This window comes from Scandinavium sp. NPDC088450, assembly GCF_044900545.1.
Lineage (GTDB): Bacteria > Pseudomonadota > Gammaproteobacteria > Enterobacterales > Enterobacteriaceae > Scandinavium.
Window position 1 is genome coordinate 127,137 of sequence record NZ_JBJDNI010000008.1, and the last position, 16,441, is coordinate 143,577.

Consider the following 16,441-nt stretch of genomic DNA (forward strand, 5'->3'; position numbering starts at 1 on the left):
CTTAGGCCATGGACAAAATAGCTGAACTCAAACGCGCCAAACTGCTGGCGCTCTCACTGCTGCTGATTGCTGCAGCGATTTTTATCACCACGTTGTTCCTGCCACCTGCGCCGTGGGTCGGGGCGCTGAAGGCCATTTCGGAAGCGGCGATGGTCGGTGCGCTGGCCGACTGGTTTGCGGTGGTGGCTCTGTTTCGGCGCGTGCCGCTGCCGTTTATCTCTCGCCACACGGCGATCATTCCACGCAATAAAGACCGGATTGGCGACAATCTCGGGCAGTTCGTGCAGGAAAAATTTCTTGATACCCAGTCGCTGGTGAATCTGATTCAGAAGCACGAACCGGCGCTGATGATTGGCAACTGGTTCAGCCAGCCCGATAACGCACAGCGTGTGGGTCAGCACTTGATCAAGGTGATGGGCGGTTTTCTGGAACTGACCGATGACTCACGTATTCAGGGCTTGCTCAAACGCGCGGTGCACAAGGCAATTGATAAAGTTGACCTGACGGGTACCAGCGCGCTGATGCTGGAAAGCATGACCAAAAACAACCGTCACCAAAAGCTGCTGGATGCACTGATTGCCCAGTTGATTGCGCTGCTCAAGCGCGAAAGCAGCCGCGAATTTATCGCCCGGCAAATCATTCACTGGCTGGAGAAAGAGCACCCGCTGAAAGCCAAAGTGTTGCCCACCGAGTGGCTGGGCGAGCACAGTGCGGAGATGGTGACTGAAGCGGTCAATACGCTGCTCGATGACGTCAGTCAGGACAGCGCCCATCAGGTACGCCAGGCTTTTGATCGCGCGGTGTTGAAGCTTATCGATAATCTGAAAGCGGACCCGGAAATGGCCGCCAAAGCCGAAAACATTAAGCGCTACCTGAAAAACGATGAGACGTTTAACCGCTATCTCGGCGAGATGTGGGCCGACCTGCGTCAGTGGCTGAAAGAAGATCTTAGTGCGCAAGACTCTCGCGTGCAGAAACGGATTGCCGAAGCCGGATTGTGGCTGGGTGAAACGCTGGTGACCGACGAAGCGCTGCGTGCGTCGCTCAACGGCCATCTGGAGCAGGCAGCCCGCCGGGTTGCACCGGAGTTCGCCACCTTCCTGACGCGCCACATCAGCGACACGGTAAAAAGCTGGGATGCGCGCGATATGTCGCGCCAGATTGAGCTGAACATCGGCAAAGATCTCCAGTTTATCCGCATTAACGGCACGCTGGTTGGCGGCACGATCGGCCTGATCTTGTGGGGGTTATCGCAACTGCCTGCGTTGGTGATGCCTTTGATTCGGTAAGGTGACGGGGCCTGCGCCCCGTCGGTTTCTTTTACTGCTGAGCCCGCAATAACACGCCCTTCAGCTGTAGCTCAATATGCTGAGCCACGAACTTATCGAATTTGAGGTTTTCCGCCTCAACATTCAGTCGTCCAAACAGTACAAGCGCGGTTGTCACGACGATAACGAGCACATCACAAGGTGATATTTTCATTACCCTGCCTCCCTGCAAGGTCAGCTCACCGAGGCTAATCCGGGCGTTCACGACGATTGCAATCAAAGTTGCGGATTTCGATTGCCTGAGCTGACCCGGTTGACTGGCTTTCATACCCGGCGGGAGCTACCCCGTTGAAAGGCCCATGGCAAGGACTGCCTCACCAGTCATACGCACGGAGTTAACGTATGACTGGTGAGCAGAGCACTTGCTACCGGGCAGCTCAGTTTCTTCATCCACGGACATATTCTGCCTGTAGACCACAAAATTAAAATGGTTATTTCGGGAAGCAGCTTCACGTTTTCAGCTGAAAGTCGGTTGCAACACGCAAGCAAATCAGTACACTTCACGTTGTGGGTTTCGATTGCCTGAGCTAGTGCAGCATCCGGGCTTAACTTCCCCGAATGGACAGGCCGCTAACCTGTCAGCACAGTAAAAAAGCCGCTTTCAAAGCGGCTTTTTTACGTCTGCTTTCCGGTAGTTAGCCGTAATCATTACGACGTAACCCGATGTCCTTCAGCTGTTCATCGCTGAGTTTATCCAGCACCCGCCGCGTCTGGTGGGCACGCCAGCTCTGTCTTACCCATCGGCCCATCAGCACGAAAATCTGAAACGGCGCTTTTGCTCTGTTCTCGTAAAATTCCATCCTGCACCTCCCCACGCTGTCGATGGCTTATCATCGCCGGAGCGGCCTTTACAATACAGATGCAAAATGTACTTTTATTTAACATACAGATTCGCTAAAACAGGGTCTGAACGGCATTCTGGCGGCCAATCTGTACTGGTTTTGGCGTCTGTATGGTGAAAATTGGGGATACAGCAATGATACGTTATCAGCATCTGGCGAACCTGCTCGCCGAGCGAATCGAACAAGGGCTGTATCGCCAGGGCGAAAAACTGCCTTCGGTGCGCGCACTCAGTCAGGAACACGGTGTCAGCATCAGCACCGTCCAGCAGGCTTATCAGACGCTGGAAACCTTGCAGTTGATCACCCCGCAGCCACGCTCGGGCTACTTTATTGCCCCGCGCAAAGCCCAGCCGCCGGTGCCCGCCATGACTCGCCCTACCCAGCGCCCAGTGGAGATCACGCAATGGGATCAGGTGTTGGATCTGATGAGTGCTCGCGGCGATAAGGCGATCACCGCGTTTGGCGGCGGTTCGCCGGATGTTTCCCAGCCAAGCCTGAAACCGCTGTGGCGTGAAATGACCCGCGCGGTGCAGCACGGGGCTAACGACATTTTCAACTACGACACCCTGCCCGGCCGCCGCGAACTGCGCGAACAAATCGCCCGTCTGATGCTGGATGGCGGCACGGTGGTCACCGCCGACGATATCGTTATCACCAACGGCTGCCATGCCGCGCTGGCCGTTGCGCTGCTGGCGGTATGCCAGCCGGGCGACATTGTGGCGGTGGAATCCCCTTGTTATTACGGCACCATGCAGTTGCTGCGCGGCTACGGGATCAAAACGATCGAAATCCCAACCGACTCACAAACCGGGATCAGCATAGAAGCACTGGAACTGGCGCTGGAGCAGTGGCCGATCAAAGGCGTTATCCTGGTGCCGAACTGCAACAATCCGCTGGGATTTATCATGCCCGATGCGCGTAAACGGCAGATCCTTTCTCTCGCACAACGCCACGACATCGTCATTTTTGAAGATGATATCTATGGCGAGCTGGCGAACGACTATCCGCGCCCAAGCACCATTCGATCGATGGATATCGACGGTCGTGTGCTGCTGTGCAGCTCTTTCACCAAGACCGTTGCGCCGGGGCTGCGCGTGGGCTGGATTATTCCGGGCCGCTATTACGACCGCGTGCTGCACATGAAATACGCCACCAGCGCCACCAACGTGCCGGTGACGCAGCTTGCCGTCGCGGCGTTTATCCGTGAAGGGCATTACCATCGCCATCTGCGACGGATGCGCCAGCTTTATCACAGCAATATGGAAACCTACACCTGTTGGATCCGGGAGTATTTCCCCTGCGGGATCTGCGTCACCCGGCCGCAAGGTGGCTACATGCTGTGGGTCGAATTGCCAGAAAAGGTCGATATGGTGTGTGTCGCAAAACAACTGTGCGAGCTGCGCATCCAGGTCGCGCCCGGTTCACTGTTTTCAGCCTCGGGGAAATACCGAAACTGCTTACGCATCAACTGCGCTCTGCCCACCAACGATAAACACCGTGAGGTCATGGAAAAACTGGGCGAGGCGATTCATCTGGCGATGGAGTAAGGCGTTCGCAGCCCAAACCGACTGCGAACGTTTAAAGAGCTCAGCCAGACACCGTATTAGTCGGCCATTGTTTGAAGACATTCGCCACCGCATGATTCACATCTGACGTGGTGAGTGCTTGATTATAGCCGGGCGAAAATTGGCTGATCGCGCCCTGCCAGACCTGCTGTTTTTTCTGCGGGTCGACCACGTCAATCACCAGGCTGTTTTCCGTCCACTGTTCCGGCATCCGGTCGTAGTTTTGCCATTGCCATGCGCCGCCCCAGCCGACAAACGCCGGGGAAAGGCCGTATTCCATACCGTCTTCAAGTTGGGAATGGGTGTAGATAATCAGGTCGGGCTTATCGCTGCGCTGATAGCCGCGCTGCGCCATCTGCAGGCCAATCGCATCCTGCAAATATTTCTGCTGTAGCGTGAGATAACGCCCTGCGCCTGGTTGGGCGAAATTATACGTCTGGTAGTGGGTAAAGTTAACGCTGTGGTCATAGTCACTTTGCACGGTAGGCTCATTGGCACAGCCCGCCAGGGCGAGACACAGTGTCGCCAGCGAAAGAGAATGCGCGATACGCATAGTGGCCTCCGAAGAGAAAAAGAAAGGAAAACCATTCTTTGCAGATATAAATAAGCATAGCTCGTCCATCCTGCGCAGAATCGATGCTACGTAAGCAGAAGTAAGAAAGTTCATTCAGTGATGAACACGTTCCGGGCCCAGAAACAGATGTTAATTAACTGCCCGGAAAGCCGTTTGAAGCGCTCAGGTAATTGTTCTAAGGTGTAGGAAAATTCTCACACCTGCAAAAGTTGACCCACCATGACCCTCACCCCCACACCGCATGCCGATGACCCTTTCCAGCTGACGCTGGATAAAATCATGGAATTAAAACCGCTGGACAGTCTTGAGCGGTTAATGGCGGCGCTGTTGCCGGAAGCGGAGAAAATTGTCGCCCGTCGGCCACGCAGTTTTCAAAAAAATGGCCCGGAAATTTACCTGCTCACAGAAGGTAATTTTTGGCTGCATCGCCGGGCTGACGATCTGCAAATGAGCATGGCGAAAGCCCCGCATATTTTTGGTCTGGCCGAACTCGCTATCCCGGTGGGCGACATCACCTATGTGAAGTTTGCTGCCGACTGCGAAGTTTTTGCCCTTTCAGGCGCCAAAGCTCAGGCGCTTTTCAATCAACAGCCTGAACTGTGGCAGGATGTCGCGAAAGTCCTTGCATACCATCTGCATTTTTCCAGCTGGCGAGATTTGCATCTGCTGAACGACAACGCTTACGACACCATTCGCGGCAAGCTGCTGGAGCTGGAAAAACACGACGAAACACTGCGCAAAAACACCACCATCCTCAATTACATTCTTGGCTCGACCAAGCTGTCGCGCAGCACCATTTTACGGGTGTTAAAAGACCTGACGGAGGGCGGTTACGTGGAAGCGCAACGGGGCAAACTGGTGAAAATCGTTCACCTGCCGCTGCGCTATTAAGATGTTTTATCGGCGGCCAAAGCGCCGCATCACCACCACGTAAAACACTGGCACGAAGAAAATCGCCAACAGCGTGGCGCTGATCATCCCGCCCATGACGCCTGTCCCTACCGCATTTTGCGCGCCGCTGCCCGCACCGTTGCTGACGACCAGTGGCAAAACGCCAAGAATAAAGGCCAGCGAGGTCATCAGAATCGGACGTAAACGCATCCGCACCGCTTCCAGCGTGGCTTCCATTAACGCTTTGCCTTCTTTTTCCATTAGATCTTTGGCGAACTCGACAATCAGAATCGCGTTCTTCGCCGACAGCCCGATGGTGGTCAACAACCCGACCTGGAAGTAAACGTCATTGCTGAGCCCGCGGAACGTCGCCCCGAGCAACGCGCCAATCACGCCTAACGGCACGACTAACATCACCGCGAACGGCACCGACCAGCTCTCATAAAGCGCTGCCAGACAAAGAAACACCACCACCAGCGAAATCGCGTACAGCGCAGGCGCCTGGTGCCCCGAAAGCTGCTGTTGATAGGACATGCCCGTTCACTGATAGCCAAATCCTTGTGGTAATTTGGCGGCCAGTTTTGCCATCAACATCATCGCCTGACCAGAGCTGCGGCCCGGAGCTGGCTCACCCAATATTTCCATCGACGGCTGGCCGTTGTAACGCTCCAGACGTGGCGAACCGTATTCCCATTTGGCGCTGGCGAACGCCGAGAACGGCACCATCTGGTTATGTTTGCCCTTCACATACCAGCTGTTGATATCGTCCGGCAGCATGCGGAAATCTTCATCCGCCTGCACGTAGACTTTTTTCACTCGCCCACGGTCGAGGAAGTCATTCACATACGTGCCGCCCAGCGCCGTAGAAAGAGTGTTGTTGATGGCATCGTTGCTGACGCCCAACGCCTCGGCTTTATCCTGGTCAATCTCAAGCTTCATCTGCGGCGCATCTTCCAGCCCGTTCGGGCGGATTTTGGTCACCACATTGGGGAACTTATGCGCCATAAACAGCAGCTGATTACGGGCTTTGGTCAGCGCCGCGTGGCACTGATTGGCCTTGTCGATAAGCTCGAAGTCGAAGCCCGTCGCCGTGCCTAAATCCGTTATCGCAGGCAGGTTGAAAGCGAACGCTACGCCGTCTTTTACCGTGTGAGCGAACGTCTGGTTGGCACGATGAATAATCGCCTCCACGTGATTCGCCGCCCCGCTGCGTTCGCTCCAGTCTTTCAGGCTGACAAACGCCAGGCCGTTGTTTTGGCCGTTGCCGTTAAAGCCAAAGCCCGCCACGGTAAACACCGAATTCACGTTGGCCTTTTCCTGGTGCAAATAATAGTGCGTGACGGTATCGAGACTCGCCTGAGTGCGCGCCTGCGTGGCCCCGGACGGCAGTTGCACCATGTTCATAAACACGCCCTGATCCTCATCCGGCAGGAATGAAGTGGGCAGCAGGATAAACATCGCCGCCATTCCCAGCACGATAACGACATACAGCGCCATCATGCGCCCGGTTTTGCGCAGAACTCGCCCGACGCTGTCCTGATAGTGATCGGTACTCTTGTCGAACAGGCGATTGAACCAGGCGAAGAAGCCTTTTTGCGGCGCGTGATTCCCCGGTTTGAGCAACGTGGCGCACAGCGCAGGCGTGAGGATCATCGCCGTCAGCACCGACAGCACCATCGCCGACACAATGGTCACCGAGAACTGGCGGTAAATCGCGCCGGTAGAGCCGCCGAAAAACGCCATTGGGATGAAGACCGCTGACAGCACCATGGTGATGCCGACCAGCGCGCCCTGAATTTGCCCCATGGATTTGCGCGTCGCTTCTTTGGGCGACAGCCCTTCTTCCATCATCACGCGTTCGACGTTTTCGACCACCACGATGGCGTCGTCCACCAACAGCCCAATCGCCAGCACCATGCCGAACATCGTCAGGGTGTTAATCGAAAACCCGCAGGCCGCCAGTACCGCGAAGGTACCGAGTAAGACCACAGGCACCGCGATGGTCGGGATCAGCGTCGCTCGCAGGTTTTGCATAAACAGATACATCACCAGGAACACGAGGATTATCGCTTCCAGCAACGTCTTCACCACTTCGTGAATGGAGATTTTCACGAACGGCGTGGTGTCGTAGGGATAAACCACTTTCATGCCCTGCGGGAAGAATGGCTGAAGCGTGTTGATTTCATCCTTTACCGCCTGTGCGGTATCCAGCGCGTTCGCGCCAGTCGCGAGTTTAATGCCCAATCCGGCGGCAGGCCGTCCGTTGTATTCAGCGCTGGTGCTGTAGTTTTCACTGCCAAGCTCGATGCGTGCCACATCACGCAGGCGAACCTGAGAGCCATCTTCATTCACACGCAAAATGATATTGCCGAACTGCTGCGGCGAGCTCAGGCGAGTCTGAGCGATGATCGACGCATTCAGGCGCTGAGACTGTGGCGCAGGCAACGCGCCAAGCTGGCCGCCCGCAATCTGGTTGTTCTGCGATTTTATCGCTCGCACCACATCTTCAGTGGTGAGCTGATAGTTGTTGAGCTTGTTCGGATCAAGCCAGATACGCATGGCGTACTGCGCACCAAACAACTGAACCTGACCCACGCCCTGCGTACGGCTGACAGGATCTTGTACTGTTGAAGCGACGTAATCCGCCAGGTCAGCCTGGGTCAGCGAACTGCCTTTTTCACCGGTAAAGCCCACCACCATCAGAAAGCCGCTGCTGGCTTTCTGCACGTTGATCCCCATGCTCTGCACGGTTTGTGGCAACAGCGGCATCGCCAGTTGCAGCTTGTTCTGTACCTGCACTTGTGCGATATCCGGATCGGTGCCGTTGGTGAACGTCAAAGTCACCGTGGCATTGCCCATCGCATCGCTGTTGGAAGACATGTACATCAGGCCATCAAGCCCATTCATTTTTTGCTCGATAACCTGCGTGACGGTGTCTTCCACCGTTTTCGCATCCGCGCCAGGGTAGCTCGCGGTTATCTGCACCGCAGGCGGTGCGATGGTTGGATATTGCGAGACCGGCAGTTTGAGGATCGACAACCCGCCCGCCAGCATCAGCACAATGGCGATAACCCAGGCAAAAATGGGACGGTTGATAAAGAAATTCGACATCGCTTATTTCCCCGCCCCGTTGGCCCACGCCGCCATGCTGTCGTCTTCCGTGGCTTTCACCGGCATGCCCGGGCGCAACATCAACTGACCTGTCACAATCACTCGATCGCCAGCTTTCAGCCCAGAAGACACACGCCACTGGTTGCCCATCGCTTGCGCGGCGGTCACTGGGCGTAACTGCGCCTTATTGTCTTTGTCGACAACCAGAGCGGTAGCATCGCCACGTGGTGTCCGCGTGATCGCCTGTTGCGGTACCAGCAAGGCGTTTTCACGAATGCCTTCCGTCAGGTGCGCACGCACAAACATGCCCGGCAACAGAACGTTATCCGCATTTGGGCAAACCGCACGTACGGTGATGGAGCCCGTCGTTTGATCAACGGTCACATCCGAGAATTCGAGCTGACACTGCTGCGGATAAAGCCGCCCATTGTCCATTTGCAGCATCACGTCGGCTTTGCCGTCTTGCTGTTTAATTTCACCGTTTTCCAGCTCGTTTTTAAGGCGCAGATAGTCGTCGCTGGATTGCGTGACATCGACATACACCGGGTCGAGTTGCTGAACTGTCGCCAGGGCAGACGACTGCCCGTTGGTCACCAGCGCGCCTTCTGTGACGCTGGATTTACCTATCACGCCCGAAATCGGAGAAGTCACGCGGGTATAGTTGAGATTGATTTGCGCGGTTTGCACTTCTGCCGAAGCCGCCACCACCTGAGCATCCGCCTGCTGTGCGTTGGCAACGGCAGTGTCGTAATCCTGCTGGCTGACGTAATGCGTTTTGATCAGTTTTTGATAGCGGTTTGCAGTCAGGTGCGCCTGAGTGGCTGCTGCTCTGGCTTTCGCTAAATCCCCTTTGGCGCTGTTGAGCGCCGCCTGATAAGGCGCAGGGTCGATTTGGTACAACGACTCGCCTTCCTTAACGTGGCTGCCCTCAACAAAATTGCGCTTGAGGATAATGCCGTTCACCTGCGGGCGAACGTCCGCCACCCGAAACGCCGACACGCGGCCTGGCAATTCGGTTTGCACGGGAAGAGGCTGGGCGCGAAGTGTCACCACTCCCACAGGATGAGGGGCTGCGCTGGCTGAAGGGGCTGCGGTGCGATCGCAAGCTGTTAAGAGCATGGCGCATGACATGAGCAGGCCACCAGCAAAAGCTCTGTGAAGCGTATTCATCATAATTCCGCCTGATAAGTCCGAGAATATTGTTATTTATTGCGAGCCACGGACTATACAAAATAAGGCACCGGGAAAGAGTTTCATTTGGGACTAATGAAACGTTGCCGGGAAATCACCAGCCGAATTACCTTATTTCCGGCGTCGGAGAGTTTATTTCTGGCGGCGTGACAGACTGCATCATCATGCAGGTACTTAAACCTTGAAAGTCCGATTCCTCTGCCGCTAAGGGCTTTTGCGGCAGAGGCTTTTTCAGACTAAAGGGCAGAACAACAAAGGAGTCAACCATAATGAAATTCCCAACGATTATTCTGGGTCTCTCAACTTTTATTTTTTCGGGCATGACGCTGGCCGCAGAAGCTCCGACCAAACCGGAAGAAATGAACAGTATTTTAAATCTGAATAAGCAACAAAAAAGCCAGCTGATTAAACTGCATGCCACCGCAGAGCAGTGCATGAATAATATCGATGCCGGAAAATATCAGCCGCGCCTGTTCCTGGAGATGGTGAAGAAAGGCAAAGTGGACGACGCCGTGTTTGAACAACAAATGGCCGTACAAAACACCCTTCACACCCAGGCAGCGCACTGCAAAATCAGCTACTACACCAGCATCAGCAACATGCTGACGCCAGAGCAGAAGCAGAAGCTGGTTGAGCTTTACCAGCAGAACCTGAAGTAATCCCGCCCTCTTTTCCTCTTTTATCAGCATGTTGAAGGGAAACGTCGCGTTTCCCTTTATTCGTCGTAAAACACCATCCCCGCATAGGGTTTTTCGCGACACGCTGCCAGACGTTGCGCCAGGCTACCAACATGCAGCTCTAGCTTATGGCCGTCCGGGTCGAGGAAATAGTACGACGCACCTTCGCTTTTATTGTCTTTCCACACCACCGCGCCCTGTGCGACCAGCCCTGCCACCGTTTGCTCAAAGTCTTCCTCAGACACGCTGAAGGCGTAATGGGTGTAGTCGCTGTTCTCAGCCACATGGGTATCTACGGAAAGGCAAAACCACAGCTCGCCACAGCTAAAGTAAGCCCCATTGTCCCAACGTGCGTGCAGGCGCAGGCCGGGTAACGCCCGATAAAAACGCAGGCTACGTTCAAGGTCGGTGACAGCAAGTGTCAGATGATTCAGGCCATTTAGCATCTTGTTCTCCTGTTGCATGCCCTTATTGAAGCGAATTCCAGGCTTCTGTCCAGGACATTTCCCCCTGAGCACGGTGAGGCACACGCAACAAAACATCGCCAAAAGACAATCGACAGTGAAATATGTTTTTACGTCAGCTTTTGAAGGGCTTTGTAGAGTTTTTTCTGTTGAGCTTTCGTTTAATTTCAAAATAAAAGATCGTGCGACCTTTTATTGCTCAAACTTCACACAATTTAACAAAAGATTCGAAAGTTAATAATTTCATGCCGTATAAGAATTTTCTTACAAAGCATTAAACCTGCTTACACATCAAGCCTAATATACTGATTAACAATCACTAATTGCAGTTAATCTACGAATAGCATCGAGAATATTCCCAACTCTGTCACAAACGCGTTACCAACCCTAAAAACATGGATGATATGTAAAATTTCGGATCGTAATCAGATCTAAATTTGTGTAAATATTGACTCAAGATAGTTATTGGAAAACCATGTTTACGATGCGTATTGATCCAGATCAATTTATTGCGTTTATAAAATTTTATCTTTATTTAAGCAAAACCTTCTTATAAAAAGCTAACATTCGCTAAGTTATCGGTAACGAAAAGTGCGGAGCCAGGTAGCGACCCAGAAAAAGAATTTATTCACTACAAATAAATAATGGTAGAAAATTCCTATTATTGTGCATTAAAAACTTGCCGTATATCATATTCACCGTAAACCGGCGAAATTTATCTCTTATATATCTTAATAAGAGCGGTACCCTATACCGTTTAATAAATATCGCCATTGTCAGTCCATTTATATTCAACCCAACAGGGAATTATCATGCGTAAATACACAACGGCTCTTTCAGCTGCAGCTCTGGTTGTTTCTTCTGCCTTCACTGCGTCTGTTTTCGCGGCGGATGGAACCATTACAATTAACGGGAAAATCACCGACACCACCTGCACCATCTCTGTTGATGGCGGCAGCAACGACGCGACCGTAACGTTGCCAACCGTGTCTTCCACCTCACTGGCCGCTTCCGGTCAGACTGCGGGCGCAACTCCGTTCAATATTTCTCTGAGCAACTGTTCAGGCACTTCATTGAACACCGCCAGCACCTATTTTGAGCCAGGCGCTTATGTCGACAGCGTTACCGGTCGTCTGAATATCGACTCCACCGCGTCTGACGCCGCCACCAACGTTCAGGTTCAGCTGCTCAACGCCAACATGAACGCCATCGTGGCTGGGGCTTCTGTTGCCAACGGTCAGAACGACGTACCGGTTGATATCAGCGCGGGCAACGGCACCCTGAATTACTTCGCGCAGTACTACGCGACTGGCGCGTCTACCGCGGGTTCCGTCACCACTCAGGTCGACTACACCATGACCTACCAGTAAGTGCTCTACGGAGTAAAGGCCCCGGCCTTTACTCCCCTTTAAGATGAGGGTTTTTTGATGTTTAAGTTTTTATTGTCCGCCCTGACGTTATGTCTTTCTGGCGTATTCTCCAGTGGAGCATGGGCTGAAGTTGTTATTAATGGCACCCGTATTGTCTTTAATGCCAATGAAAAAGAATCGGCTGTGCAGTTAAAAAATAACGGCAAGAATCCTTATCTTTTACAGCTGTGGATGGACAACGGTGATCCCAAATCTCGTCCGGGTGAGGCCAAAGTACCGTTTGTGATTACGCCGCCGATTGTGCGTATTGATCCGCATAAAGGCCAGGCGGTGCGCATCATGGCGAATGCCCCTGCATTGCCACAAGACAGAGAGTCACTGTTCTGGTTCAACATGCTGGAAGTGCCACCGAAACCGACGGCCAAAGTGAACGCCGGGGATAATCTGTTGCAGCTCGCGTTCAGAACCCGAATTAAATTTTTCTATCGTCCGGCCAATTTAAAGCCCGAACCGCTGGCTGCTTATAAAAACCTGAAGTTCGATATTGCCAACACCAACTTAATCATCACTAACGACTCACCGTATTTCATTACGTTTAACAAGCTGGACATTCGAAAAACGAAAAACAGCGAAATACTGGCTACCGTCGAGAAATTCCCACAGCGCATGGTTGAGCCTAAGGGAAAAATAACGCTACCGCTGGCCATTAAAAAGCCCACAGAGCTAAACAGTGGAACGCTTTATTACAGCGTGATCAATGACTACGGAGGAGAGTCAAACAATGAGCAGGCATTACAACACAGACAATAAGATTAAAGCGTCCTCATTACGTTTAAACAAGATTGCTCAGTTTGTTCTCTTTTCTCTCTTTTTCACCCAAACCGCGGCGGCTGAAAATAATAATGATGTGGAATTTAACAGCGCATTTTTACGTTCCGCCGTTGATGTCAGTGCGTTTTCACAGGGAAACCCGGTGGCGGCCGGGAGCCATACCGTCGACCTCTATCTGAATGAAAGATGGAAAGGCCGTGCCGAAGTGCAATTTGAAAACGTCAAACCCGGCGACAGCGTGGCGCAACCATGCTTTACCGCCAGGACCCTGGCGCTGCTTGGCATTGATACAGCACATCTCTCGCCGGAAGGGTTGGCACAGCTGAACCGCAGCGAAAGCTGTGTGCGCATTGCCAGCCTCGCGACCGGCCTGAGCGCCAATTATGACGTTGCCAGCCAGCAGCTTCAGGTGCAGGCCCCGCAAATCTATTTGTTGCGAAACGCTCGCGGCTACGTCAGCCCTGAATTGTGGGACGACGGCATTCCCGCCGCCACGCTGCAATATGACTACAACGCCTGGCACTCTGAAATGTCGAACTCGTCGTCACTCTCCACCCAGTATTTAGGGTTGCGTGGTGGCATGAACTGGGACGTGTGGCGCTTGCGCTATCGCGGCACGTTTAACTGGAACAAAGGTCAGGGCTGGCATTACGACAACACCAATACCTATTTAGAACGGGCGATTGTGCCGCTGCGTAGCAAGCTGGTGATGGGCGAATCCACCACCGACGGGCAGGTTTTCGACAGCGTGGGTTTTCGCGGGGTGATGATGACCTCAGATGACCGCATGTATGAAGACTCGCAGCGCGGCTATGCGCCTGTAGTGAACGGCATAGCCAACACCAACGCTCTGGTGCGCGTCAGCCAGCGCGGGGTGCGTATCTATGAAACAACAGTGCCGCCGGGGCCGTTTGTGATTAACGATCTGTATCCGACGGGCACCGGCGGCGACCTGCTAGTCACCATTAAAGAAGCCGATGGCAGCGAGCACAGTTTTACGGTTACCTACGCTTCGATCGCAGAACTGCTGCGCCCTGGCACCACGCGCTACACCCTGATGGGCGGGCGTTACCACAACAGCACCGTCAGCGAAAAACCGCAAATTGCGATGGGCACCCTTCGCCACGGTTTCACCAACCTCATCACCGGGTATACCGGGGTGCTGGGCGGGGAAGATTATCAGTCTGTGGCCGGGGGGATCGCGCTGAACACGCCTGTTGGTGCGGTGTCTTCCGATATCACTCACGCTCGCACCACTTTGCGCAACGACGTGAAGCGTGAAGGACAAAGCGTACGTTTTGCCTTCGCCAAAATCTTGCCGGTGGTCAACACCAACGTGACGCTCGCCAGCTACCGCTATTCCAGCTCGGGCTATTACGACATTGATGACGCGATGCTGCTGCGCAGCGGGCAATGGGGCTACACCGACAACTACACCAACAGCATCAACCGAAAAAACCGCATTCAGGTGAGCGCCAGCCAGACGATTTCCGACACGCTCGGCAGCTTTAACCTCAGTGCCAGCATGCAGGATTACTGGAATCGCGACGGCAGCGACACCGAATATCAGGTGGGTTACACCAACGCGTTTAAGCATTTCAACCTGAACGTTAACGCCAGCCGTACCCGTGACCTGGTCAACGGCCAGTGGGATAACAAAATTGCCATCGGGATTTCCTTGCCGCTGGGCGACAGCGCCCAGGCCATGTATCTCAACTCAACCTATGTGCAGGAACGCGATCACCAGGGCGTGCAAAACTCGGTGGCGGGCAGCGCAGGGGCCGATCGCCAGTACAACTACAGCGCGTTCACCAACGTTGATCACTATAAGGACAACGGCACCAAAACCACCGGCGGCGTCAGCGGCGACTGGACCTCACCGTGGACCAGCATGGGCGGCAGTTTCTCGGCTGGGAATGGCTATCAGCAATACGGCATGAACCTCTCCGGCGGGGCTATCGCTTACCGCAACGGCGTGGTGCTGACGCCAATCATGGGCGACACCATGGCGATTGTTGAAGCCGACAACGCCAGCGGGGCGAAAGTCACCAACAACAGCAGTTTGAGCCTCGACAACAGCGGGAAAGCCGCCGTGCCGTACCTGACGCCGTACCGTCAAAACACCATCGAGCTGGACCCAAAAGGCTTGTCGAACGACGTGTCTTTGGATGTCACCAGCCAGAACAGCGTCCCGACTTCCGGCGCCGTGGTGCTGCTGAAGTACAAAACCGATATCGGCCATTCGGTGCTGTTTAACGTGAGCCACGCCGGGGAAGAACTGCCGTTCGGCGCGCCGTTGCTGGATGAAAGCAATAATACCGTCGGCTATATCGCCCAGGGCGGGCAGAGCTTTGCCCGAGTCAAAAATGAACGTGGCGTGCTGCGAGTGCAATGGGGCAATGGCAACCCTCAGCAGTGCACTATCCAGTATCAGTTACCGGCGACCTCCGCCACCGAAGCCCTGCGTCAACAAGATGTTGTCTGTCATTAAAGGAGCCAGACCGATGAACAAAACTCTTTTCCTTCTGCTGGCTTCGTTACTGGCCTTAACCGGGCTGACTCGCCCGGCCTTCGCCGATGGCACCTGGGTGAACTGCAACCGCACCAACGGCTATTACCAGTATTTTGACTCCACCTCGATTCAGGTAGGGAAAGACGCGGGCGTGGGCGATTTGCTCGGGACCTGGGTCACGTCGTCCAACCCTACCGCGTGGACCTGCTCGCACGTCAGCAATTATCAAAGTTATGTCGTGCCAATGGCGGTTCAGGGTTATCCGCCGTACACCATCTGGGGCACCACGTCGGTGGACGGACAAAGCTATAACGTGTACAACACCGCGGTCAAAGCGGGCCTCGGTTATATTGCCCGCTGGCGCTACACCGTGAAGGGCCAGACCAGCGACTGGTATCCACTCACCGTCGCTAATGGCGTGTACCAGACACCGTCACAGCTTTTTAATGTGAGCTACAGCAGCAGCACGCCGAGCTGGAATATTGGGGTCGATGTGCAGGTGCGATTTGTGAAGACCTCCAACTCGCTCACTGCGGGCAGCACCTCGGTGTTTGACCCGATGTATATGCGCACTTACCAGACCTACGGCGGAAGCTCGTTTGCCGGAGGCGGCACTTACATGATTGCCGATTTTCTGGCGGGCAACCTGAACGTCATCACCACGGGCGGCACCTGCACCACTTCAAACGTGAGCGTGAATTTGCCCCCTGTCAGCCGCAGCGACTTTACCGGGCCGGGGTTCACCGCAGCGCGCACTGATTTCGATCTGAAGTTCACCAAATGCCCGGCGGGATTAGCCAGCATCAGCTACCTGTTCACGCCCACCACCACCATCGTGAATAACAGCATCGGTGTCTTTAAGCTCGACAGCAGTTCAACCGCCAGCGGCGTGGCACTGCAATTGTTGAATGACCAGGACATTCCGCTGAATTTCAACACGGCATATTTGCTGAGCAATTACGATCCGTCGGTGACCAACGGCAATTACACCGTGCCGCTGCGAGCCGGGATTTACCAGACCGACAACAGCGTGTCTTCTGGCAGCGTCAGCGGGTCGGTGACGTTTACCCTGAGTTATAAGTGAC

The 16,441-nt window shown here is 54.1% G+C and carries 13 protein-coding genes and 1 pseudogene; 8 read left to right on the plus strand and 6 right to left on the minus strand.

Features of this window, described 5'->3' with window-relative positions:
- Positions 1-8: 8 nt before the first annotated feature.
- On the plus strand, positions 9-1,289 hold the full coding sequence (locus tag ACI2I2_RS09715; protein WP_404657722.1) for a DUF445 domain-containing protein: 1,281 nt from the start codon (positions 9-11) through the stop codon (positions 1,287-1,289).
- Between the two features lie 31 nt (positions 1,290-1,320).
- Here the strand turns inward: ACI2I2_RS09715 and ACI2I2_RS09720 are convergent, their stop codons facing one another.
- Positions 1,321-1,482 (minus strand): hypothetical protein, encoded by a 162-nt coding sequence (locus ACI2I2_RS09720; RefSeq protein ID WP_404657723.1) that lies wholly within the window; start codon positions 1,480-1,482, stop codon positions 1,321-1,323.
- A 481-nt stretch (positions 1,483-1,963) separates the two neighbouring features.
- Positions 1,964-2,128, minus strand: a complete 165-nt coding sequence (locus ACI2I2_RS09725; protein ID WP_404657724.1) for a DUF1127 domain-containing protein — start codon at positions 2,126-2,128, stop codon at positions 1,964-1,966.
- A 176-nt stretch (positions 2,129-2,304) separates the two neighbouring features.
- Here ACI2I2_RS09725 and ACI2I2_RS09730 point away from each other — a divergent pair, with 176 nt between their 5' ends.
- Positions 2,305-3,717 (plus strand): PLP-dependent aminotransferase family protein, encoded by a 1,413-nt coding sequence (locus ACI2I2_RS09730; protein WP_404657725.1) that lies wholly within the window; start codon positions 2,305-2,307, stop codon positions 3,715-3,717.
- Positions 3,718-3,757: 40 nt separating this feature from the next.
- On the opposite strand, the gene ACI2I2_RS09735 is transcribed toward ACI2I2_RS09730, so the two are convergent.
- A complete protein-coding gene (locus ACI2I2_RS09735) occupies positions 3,758-4,288 on the minus strand; it encodes a DUF4136 domain-containing protein (protein WP_404657726.1) in 531 nt (176 codons plus the stop codon).
- A gap of 240 nt (positions 4,289-4,528) precedes the next feature.
- Here ACI2I2_RS09735 and ACI2I2_RS09740 point away from each other — a divergent pair, with 240 nt between their 5' ends.
- Positions 4,529-5,200, plus strand: coding sequence for a helix-turn-helix domain-containing protein (locus tag ACI2I2_RS09740; protein WP_404657727.1), 672 nt, complete (start codon positions 4,529-4,531; stop codon positions 5,198-5,200).
- Positions 5,201-5,206: 6 nt separating this feature from the next.
- On the opposite strand, the pseudogene ACI2I2_RS09745 reads toward ACI2I2_RS09740, so the two are convergent.
- Positions 5,207-8,311 (minus strand): annotated as a pseudogene (locus ACI2I2_RS09745) (efflux RND transporter permease subunit).
- A gap of 3 nt (positions 8,312-8,314) precedes the next feature.
- Positions 8,315-9,484, minus strand: a complete 1,170-nt coding sequence (locus tag ACI2I2_RS09750; RefSeq protein WP_404657728.1) for an efflux RND transporter periplasmic adaptor subunit — start codon at positions 9,482-9,484, stop codon at positions 8,315-8,317.
- 287 nt (positions 9,485-9,771) lie between these two features.
- Between ACI2I2_RS09750 and ACI2I2_RS09755 the strand changes: the two genes are divergently transcribed.
- A complete protein-coding gene (locus ACI2I2_RS09755) occupies positions 9,772-10,161 on the plus strand; it encodes a Spy/CpxP family protein refolding chaperone (RefSeq protein WP_404657729.1) in 390 nt (129 codons plus the stop codon).
- A gap of 56 nt (positions 10,162-10,217) precedes the next feature.
- On the opposite strand, the gene fos is transcribed toward ACI2I2_RS09755, so the two are convergent.
- A complete protein-coding gene (gene fos / locus ACI2I2_RS09760; RefSeq protein ID WP_404657730.1) occupies positions 10,218-10,625 on the minus strand; it encodes a fosfomycin resistance glutathione transferase in 408 nt (135 codons plus the stop codon).
- A gap of 830 nt (positions 10,626-11,455) precedes the next feature.
- On the opposite strand from fos, the gene ACI2I2_RS09765 reads away from it, so the two are divergent.
- From ACI2I2_RS09765 to ACI2I2_RS09780, 4 genes are all read left to right on the plus strand, one after another.
- Positions 11,456-12,013 carry a fimbrial protein gene (locus ACI2I2_RS09765; protein WP_404657731.1) on the plus strand — a complete coding sequence of 186 codons (558 nt, stop codon included), beginning with the start codon at positions 11,456-11,458 and terminating at the stop codon, positions 12,011-12,013.
- Between the two features lie 57 nt (positions 12,014-12,070).
- The gene (locus tag ACI2I2_RS09770) at positions 12,071-12,823 is read left to right on the plus strand and encodes a fimbria/pilus periplasmic chaperone (RefSeq protein ID WP_404657732.1); all 753 of its coding nucleotides are present in this window, start codon (positions 12,071-12,073) and stop codon (positions 12,821-12,823) included.
- A 97-nt stretch (positions 12,824-12,920) separates the two neighbouring features.
- Positions 12,921-15,335: a fimbria/pilus outer membrane usher protein gene (locus ACI2I2_RS09775; protein ID WP_404657733.1), complete on the plus strand. Its 2,415-nt coding sequence runs from the start codon at positions 12,921-12,923 to the stop codon at positions 15,333-15,335.
- 13 nt (positions 15,336-15,348) lie between these two features.
- Complete coding sequence (locus tag ACI2I2_RS09780) at positions 15,349-16,440, plus strand: fimbrial protein (protein ID WP_404657734.1); 1,092 nt, start codon at positions 15,349-15,351, stop codon at positions 16,438-16,440.
- The last annotated feature ends 1 nt before the right edge of the window (position 16,441 follow it).

What these genes read in the sequence shown, in the direction of transcription:
- ACI2I2_RS09720 (WP_404657723.1), bottom strand. Translation starts at nt 1,482, where the DNA reads ATGAAAATATCACCTTGTGATGTGCTCGTTATCGTCGTGACAACCGCG.
- ACI2I2_RS09735 (WP_404657726.1), bottom strand. Translation starts at nt 4,288, where the DNA reads ATGCGTATCGCGCATTCTCTTTCGCTGGCGACACTGTGTCTCGCCCTG.
- fos (WP_404657730.1), bottom strand. Translation starts at nt 10,625, where the DNA reads ATGCTAAATGGCCTGAATCATCTGACACTTGCTGTCACCGACCTTGAA.
- ACI2I2_RS09750 (WP_404657728.1), bottom strand. Translation starts at nt 9,484, where the DNA reads ATGATGAATACGCTTCACAGAGCTTTTGCTGGTGGCCTGCTCATGTCA.
- ACI2I2_RS09715 (WP_404657722.1), top strand. Translation starts at nt 9, where the DNA reads ATGGACAAAATAGCTGAACTCAAACGCGCCAAACTGCTGGCGCTCTCA.
- ACI2I2_RS09725 (WP_404657724.1), bottom strand. Translation starts at nt 2,128, where the DNA reads ATGGAATTTTACGAGAACAGAGCAAAAGCGCCGTTTCAGATTTTCGTG.
- ACI2I2_RS09780 (WP_404657734.1), top strand. Translation starts at nt 15,349, where the DNA reads ATGAACAAAACTCTTTTCCTTCTGCTGGCTTCGTTACTGGCCTTAACC.
- ACI2I2_RS09755 (WP_404657729.1), top strand. Translation starts at nt 9,772, where the DNA reads ATGAAATTCCCAACGATTATTCTGGGTCTCTCAACTTTTATTTTTTCG.
- ACI2I2_RS09740 (WP_404657727.1), top strand. Translation starts at nt 4,529, where the DNA reads ATGACCCTCACCCCCACACCGCATGCCGATGACCCTTTCCAGCTGACG.
- ACI2I2_RS09770 (WP_404657732.1), top strand. Translation starts at nt 12,071, where the DNA reads ATGTTTAAGTTTTTATTGTCCGCCCTGACGTTATGTCTTTCTGGCGTA.
- ACI2I2_RS09765 (WP_404657731.1), top strand. Translation starts at nt 11,456, where the DNA reads ATGCGTAAATACACAACGGCTCTTTCAGCTGCAGCTCTGGTTGTTTCT.
- ACI2I2_RS09730 (WP_404657725.1), top strand. Translation starts at nt 2,305, where the DNA reads ATGATACGTTATCAGCATCTGGCGAACCTGCTCGCCGAGCGAATCGAA.